Genomic DNA, 25,449 nt, shown 5'->3' with positions numbered 1-25,449 from the left:
GGGTGGTTTTGTACCATCGCCCCTGACAAGGGGGCCTTCGTGAAGCCGTTGAACACCGGCGAACCCACCGGCGTGGGGCGCTACCGGGTGTTCGCCGCGCTCGGAGAAGGCGGGATGGGCCGGGTGCTGCTCGGGATCTCCTCCGACGGGCGCCTGGTCGCGATCAAGCAGGTCCACCCCGGGTTCGCGCACGACCCCGGCTTTCGCGAGCGATTCCGCCGCGAGGTCGCGACGTCGCGGCTGGTGTCCGGCGCCTACACCGCTCCGGTGATGGACGCCGATCCACACGCGCCGACACCGTGGCTGGCCTCGGTGTTCGTGCCGGGACCGGCACTGTCCGAAGCGGTCGCCGCCGGCGGCCCGCTGCCGCCGATGGCGGTCCGGCACCTCGCCGCGGGACTCGCGCTGGCGCTCGGCGACATCCACCGCGCCGGGCTGATCCACCGGGACCTGAAACCGGGCAACGTCATCCTCGCCGGTGACGGTCCCCGGGTGATCGACTTCGGGATCGCCCGCGCCGTCGAGGGCGACTCGGAACTCACGCACACCGGCGCGGTGATCGGCTCGCCCGGATTCATGTCGCCGGAGCAGGCCGAGGGCAAACCGCTGACCCCGGCGAGCGACATGTTCTCGTTGGGCGCGCTCCTCGTGATGGCCGCGACCGGGACGAATCCCTTCACCGGAACGTCCACTCCGCACACCCTCTACAACGTCGTGCACGTCCAGCCCGACCTGCGGCATCTGGCGCCGGAGCTCCGTCAGATCGTCGAGCCGTGCCTGGCGAAGAACCCGGCGGACCGGCCTTCCCCGGCGTGGGTGCTGGAACGGCTGGGGCCGATCCCGCCGATGACCAGCCCGTGGCCGCCGGTGGTCTCACACCTCATCGAGACCCAGCAAGCCGAGGTCCGGCGGCTGCTGAACCCGCCTCCGCCGAAGCGATCCCGCCGCGGCCTGATCGCGGGACTCGCCGCGGCCGCCGTCGTACTGCTGGCCGGTGGCGTCATCACGGCTGTCTCGCTGTCGAAGGACGACCCGCCCCCGGCCGCCGCCGCGCCGAGTTCGCCGCAGCTCCCGGACGAACCGGTCGCCACCCCGGTCAACCAGGATCCGCTCGGACCGGACAACCTGCGGCGGGTCGACCTGTGCAAGGTGCTCAAAGGGCGCGACGTACCCGGGTTCGGCAAGCTGAGCGTGGAGATCGATCTCCAATTCGATTCGTGCACGTACACCTCGCCCGCGGGGAAGTGGCTGGAGCTGGAGGTCGGCGGCGACCTGATCCAAGGCGAAGCGGGTGGCGAGCTCGAAGGACTTCCGTTGCGGATCAAGGGCTCCGGTGACGCGTGCGCGGTCGCGGTCCCGGTCGCCGGGCTGCCGAACACCAAGCTGAGCGCCGACGTGAACTCGATGTCCACAAAGGACGAGGCATGCTCGGTGGTGAAGGCGGCCCTCACCGACGCGGTCAAACGGATCCGGGCCGGTGGCCAGGATCGCGAGCTTCCGGCGGGCACCCTCGCGCCACTGGACCCGTGCGCGCTGGTCGGCGCCGCGACCACGGACCGGCTGATCGGCCCGGTCGTCGAAACGATCCGCGAGCACCTGCACCAATGCCGGTACGACGCGGCGGGCAGTGTCCGGCTGAGTCTCGTGCGGGCGTACCCGCCGTCCCAGACGAAGGACTCGTACTACACGGGTTCCACCACCCTGGATCTCGGCGGTACCACGGTGTACCTGGCGAAGAAGGACGACGGCGTCGCCCGTTCCTCCTGTTCGCTGACCTGGCAGCATCGGTCCGTCAGCGAGCGCGACGGCGAGAACGTCGAGCTGACCGTCGGCACCAGCGGGACGAAGATGACCGCCGACGAGGCCTGCGAGAAGGCGAAGGGCTTCGCCGGTGCGCTGCTGCAAAAACTTCCGAAACCCTAGGGCTGATCAGTGAAACCGTTGAACCCCGGCGAACCCCGGCAGGTCGGCCCGTATCGGATCATCGCCGAAATCGGTGAAGGCGGCATGGGCCGGGTCGTGCTCGGCCTGGCCCCGGATGGCAGGCTCGTCGCGGTCAAACAGCTGCACGCCCAGTTCGCACACGATCCCCGGTTCCGCGAACGGTTCCGGCGCGAGGTCGCCACCTCGAGGCTGGTGTCCGGCGCGTACACCGCCGCGGTCATGGACGCCGACGCGGAGGCGGAAACGCCCTGGCTCGCCTCGGTCTTCGTCACCGGACCATCCCTGAAAGAGGCGGTGGACGCCGCCGGACCGCTGCCCGCCGCGTCGGTACGCCTGCTGGCGTCCGGGCTCGCCGCCGCGCTGACCGAAATCCACCGTGCCGGGCTGATCCACCGGGACCTCAAGCCCAGCAACGTCATCCTGACGAGTGACGGGCCCAGGGTGATCGACTTCGGCATCGCGCGGGTGGCGGAGGAGGCACAGGAGCTCACCGGAACCGGCGCGATCATCGGGTCGCCCGCGTTCATGTCGCCGGAACAGGCGGGCAGCGGGCAGGTCACCGGGGCGAGTGACGTGTTCTCCCTCGGCGCGATCCTGGTCATGGCGGCGACCGGCCGCGGCCCGTTCACCGGCCCGACCGCGCCGCAAACGCTGTATAACGTCGTGCACGTCGCCGCGGACTTCACCGACGTCCCGGACGAGATCCGGCGGCTCGCCGAACCGTGCCTGGCCAAGGATCCGGCCCGCCGCCCCACCCCGGAACAGATCCTGGACCACCTCGGACCCGTGCCGCCCGGCATGGCTCCCTGGCCGCCCGCCGTGCACGCCCGGATCCGGCAGCAGGACGCCGAAGTGCGCTCGGTGCTGGCCCTGCCGCTCCCGATCTGGCGGCCGCCGCCGAAGAAGATGGCGCCGCGCACGAAGAAGCTCCTGTTCGGCGCGCTCGCCGCGGTCGTCCTGCTCGTGGTCGCCGGGATCGTCGCGCTCGGTCTCTCCGTCGCCGAGTACGCGAAGCCCGAGGCGCCGGGTACGGCGTCGCTGGCGGTGAGCGAGGCGCTCAGCCTGGAACGCCTGCGCCTGGTGGATCCGTGCAAGGTGCTCGCCGGTCGGTTCGTGCAGGAGTCCGGGACCCTCAAGCCGGAAACGGGGCCGATCTACCCGGCCCGCTGCAAGTACACCGGTCTCCGAGACGCCTCTTTCGAGATCCGGATCGGTGACGGCGTGAGCAACGTCGAGCGGACGGACCGGACCGCCGAAGGGCTTCCGTTGCTGCGCAGCACGATCAGCGGCGGATGCGATTCGATCGTCCAGCTTCCGGCGGATCGGAAGCTCGGCGTCGTCGTCTCGCATCCGGGCAAGGACGGCGACCCCTGCAAGGCGGCCGACGACATGCTGACCGCCGCCCTCGCCCGGTTGCGCACGCACGAGGTCGACCGCGCCGGCGACCCGGCGAGCCTGCTCCCGCTCGACCCGTGCGCGGTCGTGGATCCGGCCGCGCTCACCAAGAACGTGCCCAACACGCAGCCCGCTCCGCGGACGTTGCGGATCTGCGAGTGGCAGGGCGGCGGGGACACGCTGACCGTCGAGCTGCAGCGAGGTGCGTACGCGCCCGAAGGTTCGCCGGTCGACCTCGGCAACGGTGTCACCGGCGACATCCGGGAGTTCGGCGGCTCGAACTGCGTCGTGACCTGGCAGCACCGTCCGCTGCCGGACCGCGAGGCCGAGCACGTCGCCGTCCGGCTGCTCGCCCGGGAGGGGAGCGGGAGCCCGTGTGACCGGACGAAGGAGATCGCGGCCTCGGTCGCTTCGCGGCTGCCGAAACCCTGAGCTGCCTGCGTTTTGATCGAGAGGGGAACCCCTTTGCGGGCCCGGAAACGGGTCCGCTAAGCTAGCTCCCGTACGAACAACTACACACGCGCGTTTAGCTCAGCGGGAGAGCGCTTCCCTGACACGGAAGAGGTCACTGGTTCAATCCCAGTATCGCGCACCAGGTTCGCTTCCCCGGTGAACCGGAGTTCGTACCACGGGCGATTAGCTCAGGGGGAGAGCGCTTCGTTCACACCGAAGAGGTCACTGGTTCGATCCCAGTATCGCCCACCGCAGTGAAGACCCCATCCGGTCAGGGTGGGGTCTTTTCGCGTCTCGTGAGTGGTAAGGACGGTTCTAACCGTCCTTACCACTCACGAGGCCGGCGACCAGGAACAGTCCACAAGCGACTCCCGCCGACACCTGAAGCCCAGTGGTGCAAGCCACCCGCGCGGCTTCGAGCAGTTCGCCGATCAACGGCGACGGAAGTCCCGAGACCGCGGCCTCGGCCTGAGCGGGTCCCGAAAGCGCGAGCTGCCGCGCCGGTTCGGGCACCCCGGCCGGAACCGCCAGGTGCGCCGCGTACACCGCCGCCGCGAGGGAGCCGAACAGCGTGGTCCCGAAACCCGCGCCCAGCTCGTAGCCCGTCTTCTCCACCGCCGCGGCGCCGCCCGCCTGGTCCGCGGAGGTCGCCGAAAGCAGGGTGTCGGTGCTCGACGTGAGCGCGAACGCCATCCCCAGCCCCATTCCCGTCAGGCCGGCGCCGAGCAGCACCGGTGACGTCAGCGCGGCCGAGCCCGCCGCCGGGACCAGCAACGACAACGCGGTGACGGCGAACCCGGCCGTGCGGACGCGGGCGTTGCCGAAGCGCCCCAGCAGCGAGGGGGTCACCACGCTGCCGACGGCGGACGCGCCCAGCACCAGGAGCAGCCGGGTCGCCGCAGCCGTCGGGGAGAGGCCGAGCACCACCTGCAGGTATTGGGCGAACAGCAGCCCGAGCCCGACCAGCGTGCTCATCACCAGCAGGACTCCACCCACCGCGGCGCGTACCCCCGGCAGGGTGAACAGGGCGAGGTCCAGCAGTGGCGGATCGGTCCGGCGCTGACGGCGCAGGAACAGTCCGATGAGGACACAGCCGGTGATCCCCGAAGCGACGGCCGTCGGCCAGGAGCCCGGATGCCCGACGGCGAACGCGATCCCGAGGACACCGCCCGCCGCGAGGGCGGCGCTGGTCGCGTCCCACGGCCGCTGCCCTGGCGGATTCCGGGGGAGCCACCTCAGGGCCAGCACCACCGCCGCCAGGATCACCGGCGGGTTCAGCAGGAACGTGGCGCGCCAGCCCCACGTCTCGACGAGCACCCCGCCGAGGACCGGCCCGAACACCGAGCCGGTACCGGCGATCCCGCTGCACACCGCGATCGCCGTGCGGCGGTGGCGCTGCTCCGGGAAGAGCTCCCGGAGCAGCGACATCGTCACCGGCATGATCATCGCGCCACCGCAGCCGAGGAGAGCGCGAAAAGCCAGCAGCGCCGGGACGTTCGGCGCGAACGCGCACCCGAGCGACGCGATCCCGAACACGACGTACCCGGTGACCAGCACGCGCCGCCGTCCGTACCGGTCGCCGAGGGTGCCGAACGGCAGCAGCAGCGGCGCGGCGGTCAGGGGGTAGATCGCCACGATCCACACCTGCGCCGCCGCGCCCGGCCGCAACTGCCGGACGAGGTCGGGCAACGCGACGTGCAGCACGGTCGCGTCGACCGCGACGAGGAAGAGCCCGGCGCCGAGCACCGCCAGCAGCGGCCAGGCGCGGTCGACCGCTCGCCCGGCCCGGGCCGTGGTCACAGGAGTCCCGCCAGATGCCTTGCCACGACATCGACGTGAGGCGGGTCCACCACCGACAGGTGATGCGCCTCGACCGGCACGATCTCCAGTTCCGGGCACAGCTCCGCCCAGCCTGCCGCGAGGTCCGTGCGGGAATACCGAGGTTCCATCGCCAGCCCGGCCGCGTACTGCTCGACAGCCCGGTAGAGCACGACCCGGCCGTCGTAGCGGCGGGGCGTGCCGCGTTCGGCCGCCAGCGTGTCCAAAAAGGACTGACGCTGGTGCCGGAGTACGCCCGGGCTGAGCAAACCGGCTTCGGCGACCCGCCGCATGGTCAGTTCGATCTGCTCTTCTTCGGGCAACGGCGCCAGTTCCTCGTGCCCGAGCCGGACTTCGCGGCCGTAGGTCCCCTCGACGTAACCGGTGAAGCGCAGGAATCGCCGGGCGGACGACGCCCGCGGGTCGAGGTCCGGTTCCGGGAGCGGGAGCATGGTGTCGATCAGCGCGACGAACTCGACCTCCTCGCCTTCCTCGGCGAGCCGGGCGGCGACGCCGTAGGCCAGCGCCCCGCCGAACGACCAGCCCGCCAGCCGGTACGGCCGGTCGCGACGGTGCGCCCGCACCAGCGGCAACAGGTGCTCGACGCGTTCCTCGATGCTGACACCGGGAACGCGTTCGAATCCGACGCACGGCACCGCGGTGGGCAGCCTGTCCAGCAGCGGCCGGTACACGGTGCACGTGCTGCCACCAGGGTGGAACAGCAGCAGCGGCGCGACGCCGGTGTCACCGGGAGCGAGGACGTGCACCGGTCCCTTCTCCTCCCTCGTGTCCAGGACGGCGCGGGCGACGTCCGCGATGGCCGCGAGGGAGTCGTGCCGCAGGAGTTCGGCGGCGTCGACAGGGGTCGCGAGTTCGGTGCTGAGCCCCTTGGCGAGCAGCTCGGCCAGCCGATCCGGCGTGCCGGTCTCGGTCAGCCGGACGTGCGTGCCGCCCGGGTCGGCTCCGGTGTGCTCCTGCCAGAGGCGCAGGACGAGCCGGTCCGCCGAGTCCCAAGCCCGGCCTCGGGCCGGAAGCGGCTCCTCGTCTTCGCGCGGCGCGAGATCGCGGCTGAGGTCGGCGAGAGTGGCACCCCGGAGCACGCTGACGGCGTCGGGTTCGGTGCCGAACTCCCGGCGGACTGCTTCCCGGATCCGGTTCGCCATCAGGGAATCCAGTCCGAGTTCCACCAGCGGGACGTCGGCGTCGATGCGATCGGGCCGCAGGCCCATGACCGCGGCGACGATCTCGGTCAGCCGATCACCACCTCCGCGATGAGCGGGTTCGGGTTCGGTCACCCGTGCGGCGAACGACGGCGTCTCCCCGGCGGTGGTGTACCAGTGCCGTTCGTGCCGCCACGGCATCGGCGGGACGTCGACCAGGCGGGCACCGTCGCCCGGGTCGGCGGGGGTGATCCGGGTCCCCGCGCAGTAGAGTTCGGCCGCGGCTGCGCCCAGCGCGCGGACCTCGTCCTGGCCCCGCCGCAGGGTCCCGGTGACGACGGCGTCGTGGATCCCCTCGCCTTCGAGGGTCCGCGCCACCGAACCCCGCAGGATCGGATGGGGCGACAGCTCGACGAAGACGCGGTGCCCGTCCGCGGCGGCGGCCGCCACGGCCTGCCGGAACCGCACCGGACGGCGCAGGTGCGTGGCCCAGTACCCGGCGTCGAAGTCCGGCAGGTCCCGCGGATCGGCCAGAACCGTGTCGTACCAAGGGACCGTCGGGCGACGGCCGCCCAGTTCGACGAGCGCTTCCCGGAGCGCGGGCAGGACGGGGTCGACCCGGACGGAGTGCCCGGCGACCTCGACCGGCAGCAGTCGCGCGGTCAGCCCGGCGGCCTCGAGTTCGGCGACGAGCAGGTCGAGGACGGTCGCGTCCCCGGCCACGGTCAGCTGGCCCGGCGCGGATTCGACGGCGAGTTCGATGTCCGGGTACAGCTCCAGTTCCGCCGGCGCCAGTTCGACCGCCGCCATCGCTCCACCCGGACCGATGGTGCCCAGGAGCCGGGCACGGGTCGCGACCAGGTGGACGGCCTCGTCAGGGGTGAGCACACCGCTCACCACGGCGGCGGCCGCGGAGCCCAGCGAGTGCCCGATCACGGCCGCGGGCCGGACCCCGAGCGCCTCCCACTGGGCGGCCAGCGCGACCTGGATCCCGAAGATCGCCGTCTGGGTTTCGGGAAGGGACAAGGGATTCCCGGTGGTGAGCAGGGCGCGCAGCGATCGGCCGGTGTGCTCGGTGAACAGGTCGTGGAGCTTGTCGACCTGCGCGGCGAAGGCGGGCTCGGCGGCCAGCAGCCCGCGTCCCATCCCCGGCCATTGGGAGCCGTGACCGGAGAACACGAACACCGGTCCGTCGGTGGTCCGGGTGCTGCCCGCGACCGCGCCGGCGGGCAGTGGATCGGCACCGGCGCCGACGGCACGCAGCAGAACCGCCAGCTCGGCGGTGTCCCCGGCGACGACGGCGGCGCGGTGCGGTCCGCCGTTGTCGCGCCGGAACAGCGTGTGGGTGACGTCGGCCAGGGAAGGCGACGGCGTGGCCGAGGACTCCAGCCAGTTCGCCAGCTGCGTCGCGCGTTCGGTGAGGCGGTCGCGGGTGCGGGCGGAGAGCAGCCCGATCCGGACGTCCGCGCGTTCCTGGGCGGGCTCCAGCGCCGCGGCCTGTTCGAGGACGACGTGCGCGTTGGTCCCGCCGAACCCGAACGCGGACACCCCCGCCGTGGCGCGGCCGGAACGGCGTGGCCACGGCGTCGGTTCGGTCACCACCTTCAGGCGCAGGTCGTCGAACGGGATGTGCGGGTTGGGTGCGGCGAAGTGCAGCTGGGGCGGCAGTTCGTCGTGGGTCATCGCGAGGACGACCTTGATCAGCCCGGCGATCCCCGCGGCCGCCTCCGCGTGCGCGATGTTCGTCTTCACCGAGCCGATCAGCAGCGGGGCGTCGGCGGGCCGGTCCTTGCCGAGAACGGCACCGAGCGAGCGGGCCTCGATCGGGTCACCGAGCAAAGTGCCGGTGCCGTGCGCCTCGACGTAGTCCACAGTGGATGGATCGAGCCGGGCGCCGTGGTACGCCGTGCGCAGCATGTCCTGCTGGGCGATCGGGTTCGGCGCCGCCAGTCCTTGCGACCGGCCGTCGGAGTTGACCGCGGTGGAGCGGATCACCGCCAGCACCCGGTCGCCGTCGTATTCGGCGTCTGCCAGCCGTTTGAGCACGACGACGCCGCAGCCTTCGGCGCGCGCGATGCCGTCGGCGTCCGCGGCGAACGTCTTGCAGCGGCCGTCGTCCGCGAGGAGACCGGCCGCGGCGAACGCGGCCGTCGGTCCGGGCAGGAGCATGAGGTTCACCCCGCCCGCCAAGGCGAGATCCGCCTCGCCGTCGCGCAGCGCGCGCACCGCGTGGTGCACCGCGACCAGCGAAGACGAGCATGCGGTGTCCACCGCCATGCTCGGCCCGCGCAGGTCGTAGACGTAGGAGAGCCGGTTGGCCGAGATGCTCCCGGCGGCGCCGGTGGCCGTCCACAGGTCCACTCCGCCGCCCGCCATCGTGAGGTGGCCGTAGTCGTGGGTGGAGATCCCGGTGAACACGCCGGTCCGGCTGCCGCGCAAGGAGGCCGGGGCGATCCCGGCGTGTTCGAGCGCGGCCCAGGTGACTTCCAGGAGCATCCGCTGCTGCGGGTCCATTGTGGACGCCTCGCGCGGGGTGATGCCGAAGTGGTCGGCGTCGAAACCGGCGACGTCGTCGAGGAAACCGCCGACGACCGGTGCCGCGTCGGCGCTCCACCGGCCCGGCGGCGCGGTCCGGACGGCGTCCCGCCCGCTGCGCAGGAGCTCCCAGAACTCGTCGAGTCCGTTCGCTCCCGGCCAGCGGCAGCCCAGGCCGACGACGGCGATCGGGTCGGTCCGCCGGCGGTCCGTTCCCGTCGGCTCCGGTTCCGGTTCGGCGCCGCCGGTGAGGGATCGGGCGAGGTGGTCGATGGTCGGGCTCTCCCACAGCAGGGTGGCCGGGAGCGGGGTGCCGAGCAGGTCTTCGAGCTCCGCCGCGATGCCGACGGCCTGACGGGAGGACAGGCCGTAGTCGCTGAGCGGGCGGTCGGCTTCGAGCCGGGCCGGGTCGACGCCGGTGTGCTCGGCGACGGTGCCGAGCAGCCAGCGGCGCAGGGCGGGGGTGTCGAGCGTCGGGTTTCTCATCGCACCAGGGCCTTTCCGTAGTCGCCGGCGAGGTAGCGGTCGCGGCACGCGCTGCGCGCGATCTTGCCGCTGGAGGTGCGCGGGACCAGGCCCGCCGGGACGAGCACGACGTCGCGCAGCGAAAGGCCGTGCGCGTCGGAAACGAGCCGCCGGATCGACGCGGCGAGGGCCCGCTCGTCGTCCGTGGTCAGCGCGGTGTGGCCGCGGTGTTCGGCGACGACGACCGCGGCTTCGGTGTCGGTGCCTTCGACGGCGAACGAGGCGACGCTGCCCGGGCGGATGTCGCGGTCGGCCGAGGCCGCCGTCGCTTCGACGTCCTGCGGGTAGTGGTTGCGGCCGTCGACGATCAGCAAGTCCTTGATACGGCCCGCGATGTAGACCTCGCCGTCGTACCGGACGCCGAGGTCCCCGGTGCGCAGCCAGGGCCCCTCCGGGAGCCCACCGAGTTCGCCGGTCAGCCGGGCGCCGAAGGTCTCGGTGCTTTCCAAGGGCTTCTGCCAGTACCCGGTGCCGACGTTGGGACCGTGGACCCAGATCTCGCCGACCGAACCGTCTTCGAGCGCGACGCCGGTTTCCGGGTCGACCAGCGCGACGTGCTGGCCCACCGGGACACCGCAGGCGACCAGCCGGAGACCGTCGCCGGACTGCCGTGCCGTGCCCGTCCCGAGGTCGGCGCGGTCGAACGTGGTGACGCGCGGGGGAGTTCCGGGGCCGGTGGTGACGAAGACGGTCGCCTCGGCGAGACCGTAGGAGGGCCGGGTCTTGTCCGGCGTGTACCCGGAATCGGCGAAGGCGGCGTGGAACCGGTCGAGTACGTCGGGGTTGATCGGCTCCGCGCCGTTGACGATCGCGGCGACGCGGTCGAGGCGCAGCTTGGCGCGGTCCTCCTCGCGCACCCGGCTCGCGGAGTAGTGGAACGCGAAGTTCGGCGCCGCGCTCCAGCTGCCGTTGTGGTCGCCCAGCAGTTCCAGCCAGCGCACCGGTCGTTCGATGAAGGCCAGCGGATCCATCAGCACCGACCGCATGCCCATCGCCAGCGGGGTGATCAGGCCGAGCACGAGACCCATGTCGTGGAACAGCGGCAGCCAGGACACGGTGGTCCCCGTCGGTTCGATGCCGAGCCCGTGCACTGCCTGGCGCACGTTGGCCAGCACGTTCGCGTGGGTCAGCACCACGCCCGCCGGGCTGCGGGTGGAGCCGGAGGTGTACTGCAGGTACGCCACGTCGTCCGGTGTCGCGTCCGGGGCGGGCCACGCGCGGACCGGGCCTTCGGCGGGGCGGTCGGCCGCGATGACGGCGACCTCGTCACCGCCGGGGAGACCGGCGAGGAACTCGCGGACCGCGTCCTCGGCCGCGACGGTGGTGACGACCGCGGTGGGGGAGCAGTCGGTCAGCACCGCGGCGAGGCGCCCGGCGTGCCCGGGCAGTCCGGGGTCGAACAGCGGCACCGCGATCGCGCCCGCGGTGATCGCGCCGAGGAAGGCGACGACGTACTCGGCGCTCTGCGGGCACAGCACGGCCACCCGGTCGCCGGGCCGGACGGGCAGCGCGCCCGCGACGGCGTCGACGCGCTCCTGGAGCTGCCGCCAGGTCAGGGTCTTCCGCCGCCCGGCGCGATCGGTCGCGAAGTCGGCGAAGGTCAGCGCGGGCCGGTCGCCGTCGACGTCCGCCCAATGCCGGAGGCAGGCGGGGAGGGTGGTGCCGGCCGTGGCGGGCAGGTTTTCGGGGGCCAGGGACATGGCGTCTCCTCGGGGTTCGGCGGGGGTTTTGCGAGGGTTCAGCGGCCGAGCGGTCCGGCGGCGTGCTGCCAGGCGGCGACGGCGAGGGCGTCGAGATCGAGGCCGGTGGTCCCGGCGTCACGAAGCACGACCAGTACGTCGTCGGCGGCGATGGCGACGGTGCGCAGGCGCAGTCCGGGCAGCTCGGGGGGCTGGCCGGGGAGCGTGAGGAGTTGTTGGTAGGAAAGGGTTTTCGCGCCCGTGACGGCGGGCGCGGGCTGGACGGTGACGGTCGACACCGCGGTACCGGCCGCGTCGTCGACCGTCACCTGTGAGCACCGCGCGGCCTGCGCGGCCCAGGCCGTCAGGTCGGGCGGGTTCGTCGTGCGTGCGACGAGCTCGGACACCTGACCGCCGGGCACCGCGGACTGGAAGCCCTGGCCGGTGGCGCCGGTGCCGATCAGCCTGCCGTGGACGACGTCCTCACAGCCGCCGACGTCGATCCGGCTCTCCTCTCGGTCCGGCGTGGACAGTGCCGCGGCCAGGTCGAAGCCGTCGCGCGCGGACGCGTGCGGGACGGTCTCCGGCGGCAGCAGGGCGGCGGGCGGAACGGCGGGAGAGGGCGAAACGACGGGAGAGGGCGGCGCGGCGGCCGCCTGAATCGATTCTCCGGGTACGCCGGAAATAGTGGCCAACGCGGCGGCGGTGACGACGAGCGCGCGAATTCGGGCAGTCATGAATAGCCCTTTCGGAAGGGTCCTGATGGGGTCGTGGTCCCTTCGGTGGGACACGGCGCCGGGGTTGCGTCAGTGGACGCCGAACCCGGGCGGCACGACGAAGGCTACGACGGGAAATCGAATACCGGAAGGTATCAAGAGAACGTAAATGTCCTTCGTGTACTAGGTGTGACCTGCGGCTTCCGAGGTTTTCGCAGGTGTGCGAGCCAGTCTGGTACCCCCGTGCCACTGTCGCTCACTGTCCGTGAGCGACGGGTCACCCTGATGGGGGAGGCGGGGGCATTTCTTGTTTCCCTGGCATTCACATTGTCCTCCCGGATTTTGGGCAGGACAATTGCCTGGAGGGGGTTCTTCCGCTTAACGTGTCGGCACTCCGGATTTCTTTTGCGGGTAATCGCCGTCACATTTTCGGATTCGATCGAACGACCGGGACAAAGGATTACGTATGCGCAATACTTCGAGGCGGCTGCGCGCCGTCGCGCTGCTGACGGCCGTGACGTGCTTGCTGCCCGGCGCCGCCCTCACCCCGGCGAGGGCCGAGAGCGGTGTCCCGGACGCCCGCGCCGACGACGGCTCGCACGTCGTCGCCCAGACCACTGTGGACGGTGATCCGCGGATGCTGGACCTCACCGTGCGCTCGGTCGGCGTCGGGAGCTACGCGATGGTCCGGCTGATCCTGCCGTCGCGATGGGACGCCGAACCGGAGAAGAAGTGGCCGGCGGTGTACCTGCTCGCCGGGGAGACACGGCTGCAGGACTATCGCGGCTGGACCGCCAACACCGACATCCGGAAGCTCGCCGACGACTCCGGCGCCCTGGTGGTGATGCCGGGTTCCGGTTCCGCGGGGTTCTTTTCCGACTGGTGGAATCACGGCAAGGACGTCGTGCTCAATCAGTGGGAGACGTTCACCGCGGTCGAGATCCCGCAGCTGATCGACCGCGCGTATCGCGGGGACGGGCGGCGGGTGGCGGCCGGGCTCTCGCTCGGCGGCTACGGCGCGGTGGAACTCGCCGCCCGGCGGCCGGGGGTGTTCCGGTTCGCCGGGTCGTTCAGCGGCAATCTCAACCCCACCGGTCCGTACGGCGAGCTGCTGACCAGCGCGATCGTCGCCTCGGCCCGGCAGGACCCCGAAGCGCTCTGGGGTGACCGGCGTCGCGAGGCGTCCCGCTGGGACGCGCACGATCCGCTGGTGAACGCCGACCGCCTGCGCGGCACCGAGCTGTACCTGTCGACGGGCAACGGCCTGCCGGGACCGTACGACGGCAAGCTCCCGATCGACGTGCTCCCGGGCGCGATGCTGCTCGAGTTCCTGTGCTCCGGCCAGACCACCGCGATGGCGGACCGGCTGAACCGGCTCGGTGTCCCGGTCATGACCGACTTCTACGGGCCGGGCACGCACCATTGGGCGTACTGGCAGGACCAGCTGCACAAGACCTGGCCTCGGATGCTGCGCGCGCTCGCCGCGCCGGTAAAGGCGGGGGAGGCGTCGTGACCCGTCCGTCCTTTGTGGTCACCGGGGCTTCGAGCGGGATCGGCCGCGCCTGCGTGACCGAACTCGTCCGGCGGGGCGCCCACGTCTGGGCCAGTGTGCGCACCGACGCGGACGAAACGGAACTCGCCCGCACCCACGGCGAAGCGGTCACCGTGCTGCGGATGGACCTCCGGGACGCGGCGTCGATCACGGCGTGCGGAGAGAAGGTCGCGGCCGCGGGACCGCTGCGGGGGCTGGTGAACAATGCCGGGATGGCCCGGCCCGGACCGCTGGAACACGTCCCGCTTGAGGATTTCCGGCAGCAGCTGGAGGTCAACGTCACCGGGCAGCTCGCCGTCACGCAGGCGATGTTGCCCGCGCTGCGCGCCGCGTCCGCCGCCAGGGTGGTGACGGTCGGGTCGATGGGCGGGCGGATCGCCGGACCGATGGTCGGCCCCTATCACACGTCGAAGTTCGCCTTGGTCGGCTTGACCGACAGCCTCCGCGCCGAACTGGCCCCGTCCGGGATCGAGGTCGTCCTCGTCGAGCCCGGCGCTGTCGCCACCTCGATCTGGCCCCGTGCCCGCGCCGCCGCGGAGGAGGTGCGCGCGGCTTTGCCGGAAGCCGCGCGGGAAAGGTATGCGGCACAACTGGACGAAGCCGAACGGAGCGCGGAACGGTCCGCGCGCGCCGGGGTGCCGCCCGAGCGCGCGGCACGGGTCGTGGTCCACGCGCTGACCGCTCGCCGTCCCGCGCCGCGGTACCTGGTCGGCCGGGACGCGCATATCGCGGCGGCGCTGGCGAATCTGCCCTTCCGCCTCCGGTACCGGTTGACGGCGGCGAAACGGTGACCCGGCTGGTCGTGATCGTCGCTCCCGGTTCGCGGGGCGACGTCCAGCCGTGCATCGCCCTGGGGCGTGGTCTCGAGGGCGATCGGGTGCGAGTGCTGGCGGCGGAACGGTTCCGGGAGCTGGTGACCGGATACGGGCTGGAGTTCGCGCCGCTTTCGGCCGATCCCAGTGAAGTCCTCGGCTCGGACGGCGGGCGTGAATGGACCGAGGGCGGGCGCAATCCCGCGACGTTCCTGCGCGGACTGCGAGGCGCGCTGGCACCGGTGCTGGAACGCTTACTCGCCGATGTCCACGAAGGAGCGTCCGGCGCGGACCTCGTCCTCGCCCCGACGCTGGGGTTCCTCGGCGCGCATCTGGGTGCCTCGCTCGGCGTCCCCGACGTCGAACTGCACTACCAGCCCAGCGTGCCGACCCGGAAGTTCGCGCATCCGCTGCTGCCGTGGGCGGGCAGGCTCGGGCCTTGCGGGCGGCAGTTGAGCTTCCGCGCCGTCGATACCGTCGCCTGGCAGGTGTTGCGGCCCGAGGTGGACCTTTGGCGCGGCCGGTCGCTCGGGCTGCCCCCGGCGGGCCGGCGCGGACCCCGGAGGAAGGAAACCCCGGTGCTGTGCGGGTTTTCCGACGCCGTGGTGCCCCGGCCGAAGGATTGGCCCGCCAGGGTCCACGTCACCGGGTACTGGTTCCTCGACACCCCCGCCGGATGGCGGCCGGACCCGCGCCTGCGTGACTTCCTCGCTTCGGGGCCGCCTCCGGTCTACGTCGGCTTCGGCAGCATGCGGCCTGCGGAGGCGGAGCGGACGTTCGCCGCCGTCCGCACGGCGCTGCGCCGGGTGGGGCTGCGGGGGCTTCTCGGTACCGATGCCGGGTCCGACGACGATGATCTGCTGACGGTGCAGGACGTCCCGCACGCGTGGCTCTTCCCGCGGACCGCCGCCGTGGTGCATCACGGCGGCTCGGGCACGACCGCCGCGGCGCTGCGGGCGGGCGTCCCGGCGCTGGTCTGCCCGGTCTTCTCCGACCAGCCCTACTGGGGTGACCGGGTGTCGCAGCTCGGCGCCGGACCGCGGCCGCTGCCATTACGGGAGCTCACCGCGGACGCCTTGACCACGCGTCTGCTGGAGCTGTCCGGCAATCTGCTGTTCCGTCGCGGGGCGCAGTACGTCGGCGCTCGGCTGCGTGCGGAGGACGGGGTGGCGCGGGCTCGTGAGGTGCTGCGGGAAGTGCGTCAGCGGAGCTCATCGAGATAAGCGATGAGCCGGCCGAAGCAGGACTGCCAGCCGTCGACGTGTTCGTCGCGTTCCACCACTGTCTCGAAGATCGCCTGGTGGAACATCATCTCGGTTTTGCCGCCGCGTTCGGCGAGGAGGATCGTGACCAGGGTGTCGTGACCCCGCGCGCCCGCCGGTTCCTCCCAGGCGAAGCTGAAGACGAGCCGCTCCGGCGGCACGATCTCGTGATAGACGCCCGAGGCCCACAGTTCGGTCTCGCCGTCGCTGACACAGATCCGCCACCGGCCGCCCTCGGTGAGGTTGACCGTGCAGGACTCGGCGGTGAACCCGGCAGGGCCCCACCAGTGGGCGAGATGATCCGGATCGGTCCACACCCGGAAGGCGAGCTCGCGGGGCGCGTCGAGAAGGCGGGTGATCGTCAGGTCGGCCATCGTTCTCTCTCGGGTTATTCAACCGTTGGGTTGATCAACGTGTTGGTTGAACTTTAGTGCGACGGGTGATGGTGTCAAGCCGCGAGGGCTCGCCACGGTCGCCCCATCACTCGTACGGTCGGCAGAATGAATCTGCGCTCAGCACTCTGGCTGCCGATCTTCGACGAACTGGCCGACCCGGTGATCGTCGCGCGCCTCGCCGCCGAGGCCGAAGAAGCGGGCTGGCACGGCCTGTTCGTCTGGGACCACATCCGCTGGCGGGAGCCGGTGCGCGCGGTCGCCGACCCGTGGATCACGCTCGCTGCCGTCGCGTCCGCCACCGAGAACCTCGTCTTCGGGCCGATGGTCACGCCGCTCGCCCGCCGTCGCCCGGTCAAGCTCGCCCGCGAGACGGCCACTTTGGACCGGTTGAGCGGCGGGAGGCTGATCCTCGGCGCGGGCCTCGGCAGCGACCGGTTCGGCGGGGAGTTCTCGAAGACCGGTGACGAAATGGACGATCGCGCACGCGGCGAGATGCTGGACGAGTCGCTCGAGATCCTCACCGCGGCCTGGTCCGGGGAACCCGTGCGGCATCACGGAAAGCACTACACGGTCGACGACATCACGTTCCTGCCGCGACCCGAGCGGCCGGTCCCCGTGTGGCTGGCGGGTTTTCCCGGCAAGGTGAAGCCGATGCGCCGGGCTGCGCGGTACGACGGGTTCTTCCCGGTGAACCTGCCGGACGCGGACGAGTTCGCCGAGGCGGTCGAAACGATCACGGCGTTGCGTGAGGACGACAAGGCGCCTTACGACTTCGCGATCGGCGTCCCGGCGGGCACGGATCTCGCGCCCTACGTGAAAGCGGGCGCGACCTGGTGGATGGCCGAGTTCCCGTGGGACGACCTGTCCGTCGACGCGGTACGCGGCGTGCTGCGGGACGGCCCGGCCTAGGCGTACGGCTTCGGGTCAGGCCCGCTTGCGGTTCGCGATCTCGTCGAAGAGCCGCCGCACCTGGGCGGGGTCCGCGTCCCGGGCGAGGGCGACGTAGTGGTCCATGACGGCCGGCTGGCTGAAGGGGCCTTTCCCCGCATGTGACGAGGTGAAGGGCGCCTTCCTGGCATGTCATGCGGGGAAAGCGTCCTTCAGCCCCGCCTTTAACATCTCTTTACCAAGTGGCATACTGAACCGACGAGGGGAGTACTTCCCAAGAGCCTGCCCGGTCAGTACGGACACTCCACTGGTGTCCCCGGGAGGCCGCCCTACCGGGCGAAGGAGACCTCGAACTTCGAGTTCGAGGAGGCTCCATGCCCGAGTCCGTGGTAACCGTGGGATCGCCGGGGTTGTGGGCGATCAGCATCGCCGTCCTGCTGGCACTGCTCGTCGCCGACTTCGCCGTCACCCGCCGTCCGCACGAGGTGTCGATGCGGGAGGCCGCCGGCTGGTCGGCCTTCTACCTCGCGCTCCCGGTGGTGTTCGGGTTCTGGTTGTGGCTGGAATTCGGCGGCGACCAGGCGATCGAGTTCATGACCGGCTTCGTGGTCGAGAAGTCCCTGTCGGTCGACAACCTGTTCGTCTTCATGCTGCTGCTCGCCGCCTTCGCGGTCCCGCCGATGGTCCAGCAACGTGTGCTGCTGTACGGCATCGTGGGCGCGCTGGTGCTCCGCGGCGTGTTCATCGCGGCGGGGGCCGCGATGCTGTCGGCGGGCACGTGGGCGTTCCTCGTCTTCGGCCTGATCCTGTTCGCGTCGGCGATCAAGATCCTGCGTGAAGCCCTCTCGAAGGGCGAGAGCGAGATGGACCTCTCGCAGTTGCGGTCGGTCCGGTTGCTGCGCAGGCTGATGCCGGTCACCGACGACTACCGCGGCACCCGGCTGACCGTGCGCGAACACGGGCGCCGCGCGCTCACCCCGCTGGCGGTCGTGGTCGTCGCGGTCTTCGCCACGGACGTGGTGTTCGCGGTCGATTCGGTGCCCGCCGTCTACGGCATCACCGAGGATCCGTACCTCGTGTTCGCCACCAACGCCTTCGCCCTGCTGGGCCTGCGCGCGCTCTACTTCGTGCTGCATTCGGCACTGGCGAAGCTGGTCCACCTGAACCACGGCCTCGCGATCATCCTCGCCTTCATCGGCGTCAAGCTGGTCCTGCACTGGGCACACGGGATCTGGCCCGCCGTGCCGCAGGTCCCGACGCCGGTCTCGCTCGGGGTGATCATCGCCGTCCTCGTCACGGTTTCGTTCACCAGTCTGTACTCGCGCCGCCGCGAGACCGCCCGGACGGCGAAGGAGTGAGCGATGATCACCGGACTCGTCGTCGGCTTCCTGATCGACCTGGTGGTCGCCGCGCTCTTCCTCGCCGCGCTGGTCCTGGTCTGCGCGGCGATGCGGCCGCCCCGTCCGCCACGCGGCCCCTGACCGTGTCGGATGCTGGCGTGTCGGGAGTGCGCACCGGCGGCGGGTCCGGTACGGCCGGTACGCTGCCCCGTGGTTGAGAAGACAGCCGTCTTCTGTTCGCACGCCGGAAATCCGGTGAGGAAAGGTGGCTGTCCGTGTCCAACGCCGTGCGTCACGGCGAGCAGTCCCCACCTCGTAGACCTTCGCCGCAGCTGGACCGTTTGCACGTCCTGCTCGTCGAGGACGACGACGGCGACGCGCTCCTGGTCGAAGAGATGCTCGCGGACGCGGCCGAGAGTCTCGAACGGGTCGTGCTCGACAGGGCGACCACGCTCGAGCAGGTCCTCGCGCGGCCGATCACGGCCGACTGCGTGCTCCTGGATCTCCAGTTGCCGGACGCGACCGGGCTCACCGGCCTGACCCGGCTGCGTCAGCACGCGCCGTCGACGGCCGTGATCGTGCTGACCGGCCGCGAGGACGAGGCGCTCGGCGTGTCCGCGCTGGGGGCCGGCGCGCAGGATTACCTGGTCAAGCAGCACGTCGACGGGCAACTGCTGGCGCGGACCCTGCGCTACTCGTGGGAACGCAGCCGTGCCGAACGCATCGAGCAGCAACTGCTGCAGCATCAGCTCCTCGCCAGGGAGAACGCGCGCCTCGAACGCGGCCTGCTGCCGACGCCGCTGGTGACCGATCCCCGGCTCGGTCTCGCGGTGCGGTACCGGCCCGGCCGGAACGGGGCACTGCTGGGCGGCGACTTCTACGACGCCGTCGAACTCCCCGACGGCACCCTGCAACTGGTCATCGGGGACGTGTGCGGGCACGGTCCGGACGAGGCTGCGCTCGGCGTCGCGTTGCGGATCGCGTGGCGTTCGGTCGTGCTCGCCGGGCTGCCCATGGCGGAAACGCTGGCGATGGTGGAAAAGATGCTGCAGCACGAGGCGCTGGGACCGCTGTTCGCCACCGTCTGCATGATCACGGTCGCCCCGGACCGCCGGTCCCTGCGCATGACGCTGGCCGGGCATCCGCAACCGCTGCTGGTCGACGATTCGGGCGGCAGGCTGCTGTCCAGGGAAGCGCTCGGCCCGCCGCTGGGCGTCGCGCCGGGCATCGGATGGCGGGAGCTGACGGTGCCGATGGGGCCGCGATGGTCACTGCTGCTCTACACCGACGGCCTGTTCGAAGGACGCGTCGAGGGCAGCGGGGAACGGGTCGGGCTCGAACGGATGGCCGAGGCCGCGCTGAGCAGCCTCGACGCCGCGGGCGGTTCGGACCGGGCGCTGGACCACCTGATCAGCGAGATGGACGTCCTGCACGGAGGACCTCTGGACGACGACGTCGCGCTGGCCTTGCTCACGTTCGACGCCGAGGAGTCCCGATGAAGCGCGATTCGCCCGACGGCGTCTGGTCGATCAGGCGCTGGGCGGTGCTGTCCGGGGTGCTCGCTTCGCTGCTGATCGGCGCCGCGATCGTGGCGGGGTCGATGGCGCTGGTCAACCTCACCGATTCGCGTTCCCGGCTGCTGGACGTGACCGGTCCGCAGGTCCTGCAGTCCACCGCCCTGTCGACGGCGATGCTGAACCAGGAGACCGGTGTCCGCGGCTATATCCTGGCCGGGCGCGCCGAGTTCCTCGAGCCCTACCGTGACGGACTCAAGGCGCAGGACACCGCGGTCGCCGAACTGCGGCGGCTCGGCGCCATTCCGGGCACGACCATCGGCGACGATCTGGACCAGGTGCTTCAAGCCGCTTCGACGTGGCGCCGGACGGTCATCGAGCCGGTGCTCGCCGGCGCGCCCGCCACCGGAGCGCAGGTGGAGGCGAGCAAACCCCTGTTCGATGGCGTCCGCGGTGCCCTGAACGGGTTGCAGAGCCGCCTGGAAGCGGAACGGCTGGACGCGCGGAACGACCTGTCGTCCGCGGCCGACGTGCTGCGCGTGATGCTCGTCGTCATCGCGGTCCTGTTGTGCGCGGCACTGGCACTGGTGTTCTTCCTCCTGCACCGCAAGCTGATCAGCCCGATCCGCCAGCTGGCCGGCGAGGTGCGCGACGTCGCCACGGCCGACATCCACCGTGAGGTCCGCGGTTCGGGGCCCAAGGAGATGCGCGAACTGGCCTCCGATGTGGAATCGCTGCGTTCGCGGATCCTCGCCGAGGTCACACATCTGGAGCGAGCGCAGGAAACGATCGCCGTCCGGACCCGTGAGCTGGAGCGGTCGAACTCGGATCTGGAGCAGTTCGCCTACGTCGCCTCGCACGACCTGCAGGAGCCGCTGCGCAAGGTGGCCAGCTTCTGCCAGCTGCTCCAGAAGCGGTATCAGGGGAAACTGGACGAACGCGGTGACCAGTACATCGGATTCGCCGTCGACGGCGCGAAGCGGATGCAAGCGCTGATCAACGATCTGCTCGCGTTCTCCCGGGTCGGGCGCCGTCCGGGCGAGAGTGTCCTGCTGGAGTCCGAGAGCCTGCTGGACGCCGCGCTCGGCAATCTCGAAGACGCCATCACCGAGTCCGGCGCCCGGATCACCCGTGGCGAACTTCCCGTCGTACGGGGGGAGAAGTCCCTCCTGACGGCGGTCCTGCAGAACCTGGTCGGCAACGCCGTCAAGTTCCGGGGAGAGGACCCGCCGGAGATCGACGTCGCCGCGGAACTCGACGGCACGGACTGGCGATTTTCCGTCACCGACAACGGAATCGGCATCAGTGACGAGTACGCCGAGAGGATCTTCGTGATCTTCCAGCGCTTGCACGGCCGCGGTGACTATCCCGGCACCGGGATCGGCCTGGCGCTGAGCCGCAAGATCGTCGAACACCACGGCGGGAGGATCTGGCTGGACACCACCGTCACGGCCGGAACCCGCTTCTGCTTCACCCTCCCCGCAGACCAGAGCCCCAGCGAAGGAAACGGACAAGCATGACCGAGTCCATGGAACCGATCCACATCCTGCTCGTCGAGGACGACCCCGGCGACGTCCTCATGACGCAGGAGGCGTTCGAGCACCACAAGATCCGCAACACCCTTTCGGTCGTCTCCGACGGCGAGCAGGCCTTGCAGTTCCTGCGCCGTGAAGCGCCGTACGAGGACGCGGAGCGCCCGGGGCTGATCCTGCTCGACCTGAACCTGCCCCGCAAAGACGGCCGCGAGGTGCTCAGCGAGGTCAAGGCGTCCTCGGAGCTGCGCAGCATCCCCGTCGTCGTGCTCACCACGTCCGAAGCCGAAGAGGACATCCTCCGCAGCTATGACCTGCACGCCAACGCCTACGTCACCAAACCGGTCGACTTCGACCGGTTCATCGACGTGGTGCGGCAGATCGACAACTTCTTCGTCACCGTGGTGAAGCTTCCGCGCTGACCTCAGGGGAAGCGCAGCACGGTGATCCCGGCCAGCACGAAGAACACCAGCACCACCAGGGTGCTGCTCTGGCCACCGGACGAACTGGTCACGACCTGGTCGACGGCGCCGGTCAACCGCACGCCGCAGTCCGCGACGACGGTGTGCCTGCCCGCCTCGATGCGGGTGAACTCGACGGCCGCGGTGAAGGCCCCGGTGCCGTCGGCGTAGGCGTTGCCGACGCGGTCGCCGTTCGACGTCAGGGTGACGGCCTCGCCCGGCAGGCAGCCCTTGCCGGTCGCGGACAGTTTGTCGCCGGGCTGCACACTCGGCCGGTCGAGGACGAGGTCGTTCGGCCCCGGCGGGGTGCTGCTCGACGAGGGGACGTCCGTCGGCGGCGGGGGAGTGTCCGTTGTGGACGGCGGCGTCGTGGTCGTGGTGGTGGGCGGGGTCGTCGTGGTGACCGGGGTGGTCGGCGTGGTGGTGGTCCCCGGTCTGGTCGGGGTGGTCACCGGGACGGTCGGCTTCGTGGTCGGCGGCACCTTCGTGGTCGGCGGCGCCGTGGTCACGGTCCCCGTGACGCGGAAGGCCGCGCTGCCGGTCAGCGGTCCGCCGGTCCGCGCGTTGGTGCAGTTGCCCGTGACGGTGTAGCCACCCGGTGTCGCGTTGCCCGGAACCGTCGCCCCCACCTGTCCACTGGGCGCGCTGACCGAGGTGATGGCCGCTCCGGACCACGTGAAGGAAATCGGTCCTTTGCACGGGGAGAAAGTCCAGGAAATGGTAAAAGAACTCCCGGCGGGACCGCTCGAAGGTTTCAAACCAACTGTCGACTGATAAGGGGACTGTTGCGCGTTTCCCGCTCCCACCAGGGAAAGCAGGAACAACAACCCGGTCACGGTGCCGAATATCAGGCGAACCACGATACGCATTGGGACGTCCCTCTCCGGTAAGTACTCGCTGTAGCATTCCGGACCAGTCGGATAACGCAAACAGGGGATACGCAAAATGGGACGTGTCATCGCGGCAGGGGTTGCGTTGGGTCTGTGCGCGGTCCTCTTGGGCTCACCACCGGCCACTGCGGACAGTGGCGGCGGGACGGACAGTGGCAGGCTCGAACTGGCGGTCACCCTCGACGACCGGCCGATCACCAACGCCACGGTCACCGTCGATCCGGCCAAGCAGATCGAGCTCACCGTCACCGCGACCAACAGCGGCGGGACGGCGGTCAAGGTCCGCAGCGTGCGGGTGTCCGGCGTCGCGCTCGCCCTGACGTTCTTCGCCTACGACACCACGGCCCCGTTCGAGGTCCCCGCGCACAGCCGGGTCACCAGGACCTTCGTGCTGGACATGGCCGACCTCTCCGGCCAGGCGATCGGGCTGCTCCCGTCGACGGTCGAACTGCTCGACGCCCAGCGCGGCACCCTCGGCGAGGCCGAGACGGTCGCCGACATCCGCGGATCGTTCTGGTCGGTTTACGGTGCCTTCGGTCTCGCGATGCTGGTGCTCACCGTGCTGGCGTGGCTGACCGCCCTGCTCGCGCTCGCCCGCCATCGCCTGCCCGCCAACCGCTGGCGCCGCGGTCTGCGCTTCCTGCCCGCCGGATTCGGCACCGGGCTCGTCGCGGTCGTCACGCTGTCCGTGCTGCGGCTCGTCGCGCCGGAGCCGGCGATCGAGATCCCGGTGGTCCTCGGCGCCGCCGTCATCGCGTTCCTGCTCGGCTATCTGACGCCGCATCCGGCACCGGCGCCCGCCGACGACGACGAAACGGTCCGCTTTCCCGACGGCACCAAGGAATTCAACCGATGAGCGCACCCTCCGAGGTCGTCGCCGCGCTGCCGCAGTACGAGATCGGGGCCGCGATCGGCCAGGGTGGGATGGGGGTCGTCTTCGCGGGCGTCCACCGTTCACTGCGCCGCGACGTCGCCATCAAACAGCTGCCGTGGGACGTGCTGAACCACGCCGTCAGCAGCGAACTCTTCGACCGCGAAGCCCGGGTGCTGGCCAGCCTCGACCACCCGCACATCGTGCCCGTCTACGACTACGTGCGCACCGGCCGCGAGCATTTGATGGTGATGGAACGCCTCGACGGCGGCACGGTGCACAGCCGGTTCCAGGCCGGGGGAGTCGGCGCGGAGCAGGCTTGCGCGATCGGGCTGGCGACGCTCGCCGGACTCCACGCCGCGCATGAAGCGGGCGTGCTGCATCTGGACGTCAAGCCGAAGAACCTGCTCTTCACCACGCAGGGCGTGATGAAGGTGGCCGACTTCGGCATCGCGAAGGTGATCAGCGAGGGCGCCACCCTCGTCACGCACGGCGGAGAGGTCCTCGGCACGCCCGCCTACATCGCGCCGGAGCAGGCGATGGGCAACGCGCTGAGCCCGGCCGCCGACGTCTACTCGGCGGGCACGGTGCTCTACGAACTGCTGTCCGGGAAACTGCCGTTCGACAACACGCGGGGCGCGATCAGCATGATGCGCCAGCACATGTTCACCGACCCGCGCCCGATCGAGGGCGTGCCCGCGCCGATCGCCGCGGTCGTCATGCGCAGCCTCGCGCGCGAACCGGACTCCCGCTACCGCGACGCGGAGACCTTCGCGGCGGACCTCGCCTCGGCAGCCACCGCCGTCTACGGTCCGGGCTGGCTGGAACGTTCCCGGGTGCCCGTCCGGCACCTCACCCCGCGGGTGCTTTCCGCGCTCAGCACACCGGTCGCCGCGCCGGTTCCGGCCGGGGACGGCCCGACGAGACCGGTCCGCCGTCCCACCCCGGATCCGACCCTGTCCGCGACCCGGGCGGCGTTCGAGCCCGAGTCCCCGCCTGCGGAGCGGTCTGGTCCGGTGCTCTGGTTCCGGCTCGCCGCGGCGGTCGCCGCCATCGCGCTCGTGGTGCTCGCGCTGCTCAACCCGGAACGGCAGCCCCACGAGTCGTCGCTCCTGGCTGTCGACCTCACGGTCGTTTCGTCGTCGCCGGAAGTGGACCTCAGCAAGACGTTCACGCTGACAGGCAAGGGGACCCCGGGGCAGGTGAGCCTCGACCTGACGGCCGCGGGCATCCCCCTGGGTTCCGCCACGGCGACACCGAAGGTCGAAGGCGGCTACTACAGCGCCGAGCTCCAGTTCCCCGGGATCACCCGGTGGATCGTCGGTGGTGCCGTCACCGCGACGGTGACGGCCGACGGCGTCACCGAGACGTTCACCTTGCGCACCCACCAGCATCCGCTCGCGAGCGCGCTCGGCGCGGGCAGCCTCATCCTGGCGCTGTTCGCCTTGGCGTACCTGGAATCCGGGCTGAGGACTCTCCGGAACGGCCATCGCTGGCGGGGCGCGCTCGTCGGCGGACCGGTACTCGGCCTGCTGTTCGGCGCGGCGGCGTGGCTGTGCGTCTCGGTGCTGCGGGTGCGCGAACCCGCGCTGCCGTTCGGCATCGGCTGCGCGATCGCGGGGGCGGTGGCGACGGGCTTCGTCGTCGCGGCCGCCCGCGCCCGACGTCTGCGCTGAATCCCCAGGGCTGAGCCCCAGGGGTGGCCCG

Annotated in this window: 18 protein-coding genes and 2 tRNA genes; 14 read left to right on the top strand and 6 right to left on the bottom strand. The window is 71.1% G+C overall.

The genetic code is table 11. From position 1 onward, the window contains the following. The first annotated feature begins 39 nt into the window (after positions 1-39). The 4 genes from BKN51_RS16780 to BKN51_RS16765 all read left to right on the top strand — a co-directional run bounded on the left by BKN51_RS16780 (position 40) and on the right by BKN51_RS16765 (position 4,041). On the top strand, positions 40-1,923 hold the full coding sequence (locus BKN51_RS16780) for a serine/threonine-protein kinase (RefSeq protein WP_101608550.1): 1,884 nt from the start codon (positions 40-42) through the stop codon (positions 1,921-1,923). A 9-nt stretch (positions 1,924-1,932) separates the two neighbouring features. Further along, positions 1,933-3,771: a serine/threonine-protein kinase gene (locus tag BKN51_RS16775; protein WP_101608549.1), complete on the top strand. Its 1,839-nt coding sequence runs from the start codon at positions 1,933-1,935 to the stop codon at positions 3,769-3,771. An 88-nt stretch (positions 3,772-3,859) separates the two neighbouring features. Beyond that, positions 3,860-3,934, top strand: a tRNA-Val gene (locus BKN51_RS16770). 35 nt (positions 3,935-3,969) lie between these two features. Further along, positions 3,970-4,041 (top strand) — tRNA-Val (locus tag BKN51_RS16765). A gap of 66 nt (positions 4,042-4,107) precedes the next feature. On the opposite strand, the gene BKN51_RS16760 is transcribed toward BKN51_RS16765, so the two are convergent. Genes BKN51_RS16760 through BKN51_RS16745 form a run of 4 tightly spaced genes read right to left on the bottom strand, consistent with a single transcriptional unit; the run spans position 4,108 to position 12,246 of the window. After that, complete coding sequence (locus BKN51_RS16760) at positions 4,108-5,592, bottom strand: MFS transporter (protein ID WP_101608548.1); 1,485 nt, start codon at positions 5,590-5,592, stop codon at positions 4,108-4,110. Next, a complete protein-coding gene (locus BKN51_RS16755; protein WP_101608547.1) occupies positions 5,589-9,791 on the bottom strand; it encodes a type I polyketide synthase in 4,203 nt (1,400 codons plus the stop codon). The genes BKN51_RS16760 and BKN51_RS16755 overlap by 4 nt, the downstream gene beginning before the upstream one ends. Further along, positions 9,788-11,530 (bottom strand): fatty acyl-AMP ligase, encoded by a 1,743-nt coding sequence (locus BKN51_RS16750; RefSeq protein ID WP_168214338.1) that lies wholly within the window; start codon positions 11,528-11,530, stop codon positions 9,788-9,790. The genes BKN51_RS16755 and BKN51_RS16750 overlap by 4 nt, the downstream gene beginning before the upstream one ends. A gap of 38 nt (positions 11,531-11,568) precedes the next feature. Then, positions 11,569-12,246 carry a hypothetical protein gene (locus BKN51_RS16745; RefSeq protein ID WP_101608546.1) on the bottom strand — a complete coding sequence of 226 codons (678 nt, stop codon included), beginning with the start codon at positions 12,244-12,246 and terminating at the stop codon, positions 11,569-11,571. 445 nt (positions 12,247-12,691) lie between these two features. Here BKN51_RS16745 and BKN51_RS16740 point away from each other — a divergent pair, with 445 nt between their 5' ends. The 3 genes from BKN51_RS16740 to BKN51_RS16730 are packed head-to-tail and all read left to right on the top strand — an operon-like array spanning position 12,692 to position 15,812. Continuing rightward, entirely contained in the window at positions 12,692-13,738 is a 1,047-nt protein-coding gene (locus tag BKN51_RS16740) for an alpha/beta hydrolase (RefSeq protein WP_101608545.1), read from the top strand. Further along, entirely contained in the window at positions 13,735-14,568 is an 834-nt protein-coding gene (locus tag BKN51_RS16735; RefSeq protein ID WP_101608544.1) for an SDR family NAD(P)-dependent oxidoreductase, read from the top strand. The genes BKN51_RS16740 and BKN51_RS16735 overlap by 4 nt, the downstream gene beginning before the upstream one ends. Further along, entirely contained in the window at positions 14,565-15,812 is a 1,248-nt protein-coding gene (locus BKN51_RS16730; RefSeq protein WP_101608543.1) for a glycosyltransferase, read from the top strand. Before BKN51_RS16735 ends, BKN51_RS16730 begins: the two co-directional genes overlap by 4 nt. Here the strand turns inward: BKN51_RS16730 and BKN51_RS16725 are convergent. Next, the gene (locus tag BKN51_RS16725; protein WP_101608542.1) at positions 15,791-16,225 is read right to left on the bottom strand and encodes an SRPBCC family protein; all 435 of its coding nucleotides are present in this window, start codon (positions 16,223-16,225) and stop codon (positions 15,791-15,793) included. The genes BKN51_RS16730 and BKN51_RS16725 overlap by 22 nt on opposite strands. A 126-nt stretch (positions 16,226-16,351) precedes the next feature. On the opposite strand from BKN51_RS16725, the gene BKN51_RS16720 reads away from it, so the two are divergent. The 5 genes from BKN51_RS16720 to BKN51_RS16700 all read left to right on the top strand — a co-directional run bounded on the left by BKN51_RS16720 (position 16,352) and on the right by BKN51_RS16700 (position 21,942). After that, entirely contained in the window at positions 16,352-17,155 is an 804-nt protein-coding gene (locus tag BKN51_RS16720; protein ID WP_101608541.1) for an LLM class flavin-dependent oxidoreductase, read from the top strand. Between the two features lie 353 nt (positions 17,156-17,508). Next, complete coding sequence (locus BKN51_RS16715) at positions 17,509-18,492, top strand: TerC/Alx family metal homeostasis membrane protein (RefSeq protein WP_101608540.1); 984 nt, start codon at positions 17,509-17,511, stop codon at positions 18,490-18,492. Positions 18,493-18,749: 257 nt separating this feature from the next. Then, positions 18,750-19,973, top strand: a complete 1,224-nt coding sequence (locus BKN51_RS16710) for a PP2C family protein-serine/threonine phosphatase (protein WP_101608539.1) — start codon at positions 18,750-18,752, stop codon at positions 19,971-19,973. Beyond that, positions 19,970-21,508, top strand: a complete 1,539-nt coding sequence (locus BKN51_RS16705) for a sensor histidine kinase (RefSeq protein WP_101608538.1) — start codon at positions 19,970-19,972, stop codon at positions 21,506-21,508. Before BKN51_RS16710 ends, BKN51_RS16705 begins: the two co-directional genes overlap by 4 nt. Continuing rightward, entirely contained in the window at positions 21,505-21,942 is a 438-nt protein-coding gene (locus BKN51_RS16700) for a response regulator (protein WP_101608537.1), read from the top strand. Before BKN51_RS16705 ends, BKN51_RS16700 begins: the two co-directional genes overlap by 4 nt. 2 nt (positions 21,943-21,944) lie before the next feature. On the opposite strand, the gene BKN51_RS44300 is transcribed toward BKN51_RS16700, so the two are convergent. Further along, on the bottom strand, positions 21,945-22,610 hold the full coding sequence (locus tag BKN51_RS44300) for a hypothetical protein (protein ID WP_233223122.1): 666 nt from the start codon (positions 22,608-22,610) through the stop codon (positions 21,945-21,947). Between the two features lie 316 nt (positions 22,611-22,926). Between BKN51_RS44300 and BKN51_RS16685 the strand changes: the two genes are divergently transcribed. Beyond that, positions 22,927-23,727 (top strand): hypothetical protein, encoded by an 801-nt coding sequence (locus BKN51_RS16685; RefSeq protein WP_101608536.1) that lies wholly within the window; start codon positions 22,927-22,929, stop codon positions 23,725-23,727. After that, a complete protein-coding gene (locus BKN51_RS16680) occupies positions 23,724-25,418 on the top strand; it encodes a serine/threonine-protein kinase (protein WP_101608535.1) in 1,695 nt (564 codons plus the stop codon). The genes BKN51_RS16685 and BKN51_RS16680 overlap by 4 nt, the downstream gene beginning before the upstream one ends. Positions 25,419-25,449: the final 31 nt, after the last annotated feature.

Origin of the sequence: Amycolatopsis sp. BJA-103 (assembly GCF_002849735.1) — a bacterium.
In the GTDB taxonomy this organism is placed as follows: domain Bacteria; phylum Actinomycetota; class Actinomycetes; order Mycobacteriales; family Pseudonocardiaceae; genus Amycolatopsis.
This window is presented reverse-complemented; position numbering and strand designations above follow the sequence as displayed.